The organism is Marinobacter lipolyticus SM19 (assembly GCF_000397065.2).
GTDB classification, from domain to species: Bacteria; Pseudomonadota; Gammaproteobacteria; order Pseudomonadales; family Oleiphilaceae; genus Marinobacter; species Marinobacter lipolyticus.
Genome location: NZ_KE007325.1, coordinates 547,554 through 553,661, shown reverse-complemented (window position 1 = coordinate 553,661; position 6,108 = coordinate 547,554). Strand labels below are relative to the sequence as shown.

Here is a 6,108-nt window from a genome sequence, read left to right as displayed (position 1 = left end):
TGGCAACGTGGCAACGTGGCAACGTGGCAACGTGGCAACGTGGCGCTAATTGTGCTGTCAGATCCGGCTCGGGGTGGGGTGTCTTTTCTGACGGGACAAAGGTGTCTGAGCGAAGCGAGTTCTTTTCCCATAAGAAAAGACACCCCACCCCGGGCCCAGCCCCGAAACCCGCAGGCTACCGGAGGCCACCCCAAGACCAATTCATTCACCGAGGTTAAACCACCTCGAACAGACCGGCAGCACCCTGACCACCGCCGATGCACATGGTGACCACCACATACTTCGCGCCGCGACGCTTGCCTTCAATCAAGGCGTGTCCGGTCAAACGGGAGCCGGTGACACCGTATGGGTGACCTACTGCAATGGAACCACCATTGACGTTCAGTTTTTCCATCGGAATGCCCAGACGATCGCGGCAGTAAACCACCTGCGAGGCGAAGGCTTCGTTCAGCTCCCACAGATCGATGTCATCCATTTTCAGACCGGTGCGCTCCAGCAGACGCGGGATGGCAAATACCGGACCGATACCCATTTCATCCGGCTCGCAGCCAGCAACCGCAAAGCCACGGAAGATGCCCATGGGTTCGATGTTGTTTTTCTCGGCGTAAGTGGAGTTCATCACCGTGCACACGGATGCGCCGTCAGACAGCTGCGATGCGTTTCCAGCCGTGACGAACTGATCGTCCCCACGCACCGGATTCAGACCCTGAAGGCCTTCCAGTGTGGTGTTGGGGCGGTTGCATTCATCACGGTTCAACGTGACGTCCTTATAGCTGATATCACCGGTTTCCTTGTCCTTCACCATCATGGTGGCATCGAACGGCACGATTTCGTCGTCAAACTTGCCGGCTTCCTGAGCGGCGGCAGTGCGCTGCTGGGAGATCAGCGCGTATTCGTCCTGGGACTCACGGGTAACCCCATAGCGCTGGGCGACGATGTCAGCGGTTTCGATCATCGACAGGTACAGCTCGGGCTTGTTCTTCATCAGCCACTCGTTGGTGGCGTGAAAGCTGTTGAGCTTGTCGTTCTGCACCAGCGAAATGGATTCCACACCACCGGCCACCATGGCCGGAACCTTCTCGGAGATTACTCGCTGGGAGGCCATGGCAATGGCCTGCAAGCCGGAGCTGCAGAAGCGGTTGATGGAGACACCGGCAGTGGTCACCGGCAAACCGGCGCGGATAGCGGCCAGGCGCGCCATGTTCTTGCCCTGGGCACCTTCGTGGAACGTGGCGCCGAGAATCACGTCTTCAACGATGCTCGGGTCGATACCTGCACGTTCAACGGCATGCTGGATAACGTGACCAGCCAGGTCCACGCTGTGGGTGTTGTTCAGGGCGCCACGGTAGGATTTACCGAGGCCGGTACGGGCGGTGGAAACAATAACGGCGTCTGACATAAAAAAATTCCTTCCTAAACAGGTAGGTCGGGTTAGGCGAAGCCGTAACCCGACACTTATATTGAGCTTTACATCTGGGTTGTCGGATTACGGCTTCGCCTAATCCGACCTACTGGATAAACCTCAGTGGTAACGTCAGTCACGGGGTGGGGTGTCTTTTCTGCCGGGAAAAAGATGTCTGAGCGCAGCGAGTTATTTTTCCCAGAAGAAAAGACACCCCACCCCGGGACCGGCCCCAACACCAGCAGGCTAGTCTTTAAAGGTCGCCAAACTTGCGACCTTCACTGACCAGCTTCTCCAACAGGGCCGCCGGCTTCCACTGCTGACCACCCAAGGTGTCGTGGAAGTTTTTGACGGTGCTGAGAATAGTGTCCAGACCAACCTGGTCCGCCCAGAACATCGGACCACCACGGTAGGCCGGGAACCCGTAGCCGTAGATCCACACCACATCGATATCCAGCGAACGATCGGCGATACCTTCTTCCAGAATCTTGGCGCCTTCATTGATCATCACGTACATGCAGCGCTCAAGGATCTCCTGATCAGAAATCTCCCGTGGCGTGATGCCCTGCTCCTTGCGGAACTCAGCGATCAGCTGATCCACATCCGGATCCGGGATCGGCTTGCGGCTGCCTTCCTCATACTTGTAGACACCAGCCTGAGTCTTCTGGCCCAGACGGTTCATCTCCACCAGCTTGTCCATCCAGCTTGGGGCTACATCTTCACCGGCATTGCGGCGCTCTTCGCGGATACGGTAGCCCACGTCGATACCCGCCAGATCCGACATGGCGAACTGACCCATGGGGTAACCCAGATCGGTCAGCACCTTATCCACCTGCTGCGGGCTGGCGCCTTCGTTCACCAGCGCCATGGCTTCCGCACCCCGCTTGTGCAACATGCGGTTGCCGACAAAACCGTGGCAGTTGCCAACCAGCACGCCGACTTTCTTGATCTTCTTGGCAACGGCCATCACCGTGGCCTTCACTTCATCGGACGTCTTGCTGCCACGCACGTTTTCCAGCAATTTCATGACGTTCGCCGGGCTGAAGAAGTGCATGCCCACCACGTCTTCCGGACGCTTGGTAGCCGACGCAATTTCGTCGATATCCAGGGTGGAGGTGTTGGACGCCAGGATGGCCCCGGGCTTACACACTTCGTCCAGCTTGCCGAAGATCTCTTTCTTGATGGCCATGTTCTCGAACACGGCTTCAATCACCAGATCCACGTCTCTGAAGGCGTCATAGGTCAGGCTGCCGCTGATCAGCGCCATGCGCTCCTCAACCTGCTGCTGCGTGATGCGACCTTTGCTGGCGGAGTTCTCGTAGTTCTTGCGGATAATGCCGAGACCCTTGTCCAGGGCTTCCTGCTTCACTTCCACGATGGTCACGGGGATGCCAACATTGGCGAAGTTCATGGCGATACCGCCACCCATGGTGCCAGCCCCGATAATGCCCACACTGTTAACGTCACGGACCGGCGTGTCCTTGGACAGACCTTTTACCTTGGAAACTTCGCGTTCGGCAAAGAAGGAATGAATCAGACCGCCACGGTGCGGTGAGTCCATGCACTCCATAAACAGTTCGCGCTCACGCTTCATGCCTTCATCAAACGGCAGGTTGAAGGCCGCTTGGACCGCATCCACACACTTGAACGGCGAGAACAAACCACGCGCTTTCTTTTCCAGACCCGCGCGGAACTGGTCGAAAACCTCACTGCCCTTGTCGGCCTCGACCTTGTCAGTAAGATCCCGCACTCGGCGTACCGGTTTGCCTTCATCGGCAACTTTCTGAGCGTATGCCAGACCAACGGCCTTGATATCGCTGCCATCCTCAACGGCATCGACAATACCCAGAGCCAGGGCATCCCTGGCGCTTACAAACTCACCGGAGGTGATCATTTCCAGGGCTTTCCGGGCGCCGGTCAGACGCGGCAGTCGCTGGGTACCACCGGCACCAGGCAACAAGCCCAGCTTCACTTCCGGCAGGCCAACCTTGGCGCTGCTCAGGGCCACCCGGTAATGACAGCCCAGCGCGGTCTCCAGACCACCACCGAGGGCGGTGCCGTGGATGGCGGCGACAATCGGTTTGTCGCTATTTTCGTACTGATCTATAACGGAAGTTAGCCCCGGTTCCTGCATCGGCTTGCCGAATTCGCGGATATCGGCGCCGGCAATAAAGGTGCGGCCTTCGCAAACCAGCAACAGAGCCTTGGCGTCTGCGTCGTGCTGCCCCTGCTCAAGCGCAGCCACCAGACCGGAACGAACCGCATGACCCAACGCGTTCACGGGCGGGTAGTTCACTGTGATGACACCAATGGCGCCTTCCCGGTTGTAAGTTACGACCTCAGACATAATCTCTCCTCGCCTATATGGAATGTAGTTTTATCAAGCGAAACATAAGTACGATTTAATACAAGTTTTCGGCAGGTTTCAACCATGGATTAAAATGCAGGCATAAAAAAACCCCAGAACGAATTCTGGGGTTCTCGGGTATATCAGCTTGGGGGAGGCCCGGACGGGGATCTCCCTCCGAAACACGCTGTGAATACATCCCTGTACGCTCGGCTCCGCCATCCATGGCTCCGCACGGTTTCGGAGGGAGATCCCCGTCCGGCCCCAGGCTTCTTCAGTTAGCCGATAGAATCAAACACCTAGCGATTCAATATCGCTGGCCAGCATCGCCAACTGGTGAGCAATCGAATCCCGCAGTTTTTCGCCGGGAATCAGGTACGATGGCGCCGCACAGGTGAGGGCCATAATGGTGCCGTCCTGCAGGTGAATGGGCACACCGGCGGAGTTGATGTTGCGATCCCACTCTCCCAGGGAAAGGCAGAAGCCGTACTGCTTAAAGTCTTCCATTGAACGCTCAAGACCTTCCCGCTTCTCCGGCCAGGCGTCGCCATACTTTGCTTCCATGGCGTCATCAATGACTTTGCGCCCTTTGTCGGAGATAGCGCAATAGTAGGCGCGGCCCGCCGATGTGGTGGCCATGGGCAGTTTCAGGCCGATGTCCATGCGCAGCAATGAGGCTTCCGGGGGCAGCCGGTTCTCTACATAGATCATGTGCAGGCGGTCGCGGCAGGTCAGGCCGACGGACATGTTGGTCTGACGTGCAAACTCATCCATGTAGGGCTTGGCCAACTGGCGTACCTTGAGGTTGGACACATAGGCGTAACCCAGAGCCAGCACGCCGGAGCTAAGCTGATACTTTTCCAGCTGGGCGTTGTAACTGAGGTAGCCCAGTTTAGTCAGGGTGTAGGTCATGCGCGAAACGGTTGGCTTCGGCAGCCCAGTCAGACGCGAAATATCCTGGTTTCCCAGTATCACCGAGCCCTGACTGAAGGCACGAAGCACGTCGAGACCGCGGGAAAGCGCCTCGACGAACTTGCGATCCTTTTCCGGCTTTACCGGTTCGCCGTCGCCGGATGCCGCCAACAGTTCCGGTGAAGTGATCTGTGCTTTTGTCATAAACTGGCGTCCTCCAACAACTGCGCCTGTTCCGGTGTGCCCGGGATACCCGGATACTCGTCGGATAGAAGAAAAGTTGCGGTATTTTAATCGTTGTCGATATCAAGTACCACAAACCATTATCAAAAGTCGTGCCAAATATGAAACACTCTTCCTTTATGTTTCAGTTTTCTTCCACCACTGCGGGACAGAACCCCGGGTTTACGGATCTTTTTCGGTATATTATTCTGCAAAGCGGAATATAGTAACCAAATTTAATGCAACTGACGATCCCCGGAGAGCCCATGAAAGTTCTATTTGTCGCAGGAGACCCCAAGCCAGAGCGTTGGACTGTACCCATCAAGGAACTGCTTCCGGAGGCCGAGATTCATGTATGGGATGCCAATGGCCCGACCGTGGACGCCGATTACGCCATTGTCTGGCAGCCGCCAGCAGAACTGTTTGAACGTGAGAAAAAGCTGAAAGCGGTATTCAATCTCGGCGCTGGCATCGACGGCCTGCTGGCCGTGCCCAACCTCCCGCCTCACCTCCCTGTAGTGCGGCTGGAAGATGCTGGCATGTCCGTGCAAATGGCGGAATATGTGCTGCACCAGCTACTGGAAGCCAGTCGAGGCATGGAAACCTATCGGGAACAACAGCGTGAAGGCATCTGGAAAATTCACCGTCCGATCAAGCGCAGTGAATGGCCAGTCGGGGTGATGGGCCTTGGCCACATTGGCAAGCGGGTGGCACGCACTCTCTCCGACCTGGATTACCGGGTCAACGGCTGGGCCCGTAGCGAACATGACCTGGAAGGAGTTACGACCTTTGCCGGGGCCGACAGCCTCCCCCATTTCCTGCAATCAACCCGGGTGCTGGTAAATACTCTGCCGCTGACGGAGGAAACCCGGGATATCCTTAATTACACGCATCTCAGCCAATTGATGCCTGGTGCGGTGGTAATCAATGTCGGTCGGGGGGAGCATCTGGTGGAGGACGACCTGCTCAGGGCCATCGATGACAGTCATGTAGCGCGGGCGTCTCTGGATGTATTCCGCCAGGAGCCGCTGCCGTCGGACCACCCGTTCTGGCAGCGTCCGGAGATCACCATCACGCCACACATTTCGGCGCGCACCCTTCGGGACGCCACACTGGAACAGATTACCGGCAAAATCCGTGCGCACCATAGCGGTCAATCGATTACCGGTATCGTGGACACCAGCCGGGGTTACTGATTGCGCCAGACAATCGCGCCGGTCACTCT

General features: G+C 57.2%; 4 protein-coding genes. 1 reads left to right on the top strand and 3 read right to left on the bottom strand.

Translation table 11 applies throughout. From position 1 onward, the window contains the following. Positions 1-214: 214 nt before the first annotated feature. From MARLIPOL_RS11930 to MARLIPOL_RS11920, 3 genes are all read right to left on the bottom strand, one after another. Positions 215-1,399, bottom strand: a complete 1,185-nt coding sequence (locus MARLIPOL_RS11930; protein WP_012138387.1) for an acetyl-CoA C-acyltransferase — start codon at positions 1,397-1,399, stop codon at positions 215-217. Positions 1,400-1,655: 256 nt separating this feature from the next. Beyond that, the gene (locus MARLIPOL_RS11925; RefSeq protein WP_012138386.1) at positions 1,656-3,749 is read right to left on the bottom strand and encodes a 3-hydroxyacyl-CoA dehydrogenase NAD-binding domain-containing protein; all 2,094 of its coding nucleotides are present in this window, start codon (positions 3,747-3,749) and stop codon (positions 1,656-1,658) included. A 291-nt stretch (positions 3,750-4,040) separates the two neighbouring features. After that, on the bottom strand, positions 4,041-4,865 hold the full coding sequence (locus MARLIPOL_RS11920) for an IclR family transcriptional regulator (protein ID WP_012138385.1): 825 nt from the start codon (positions 4,863-4,865) through the stop codon (positions 4,041-4,043). A gap of 284 nt (positions 4,866-5,149) precedes the next feature. On the opposite strand from MARLIPOL_RS11920, the gene MARLIPOL_RS11915 reads away from it, so the two are divergent. Further along, entirely contained in the window at positions 5,150-6,079 is a 930-nt protein-coding gene (locus tag MARLIPOL_RS11915; protein ID WP_012138384.1) for a 2-hydroxyacid dehydrogenase, read from the top strand. Positions 6,080-6,108: the final 29 nt, after the last annotated feature.

Excerpts from the sequence above, each read along its gene's own strand:
- MARLIPOL_RS11930 (WP_012138387.1), bottom strand. The coding sequence starts at position 1,399 with ATGTCAGACGCCGTTATTGTTTCCACCGCCCGTACCGGCCTCGGTAAA.
- MARLIPOL_RS11925 (WP_012138386.1), bottom strand. The coding sequence starts at position 3,749 with ATGTCTGAGGTCGTAACTTACAACCGGGAAGGCGCCATTGGTGTCATC.
- MARLIPOL_RS11920 (WP_012138385.1), bottom strand. The coding sequence starts at position 4,865 with ATGACAAAAGCACAGATCACTTCACCGGAACTGTTGGCGGCATCCGGC.
- MARLIPOL_RS11915 (WP_012138384.1), top strand. The coding sequence starts at position 5,150 with ATGAAAGTTCTATTTGTCGCAGGAGACCCCAAGCCAGAGCGTTGGACT.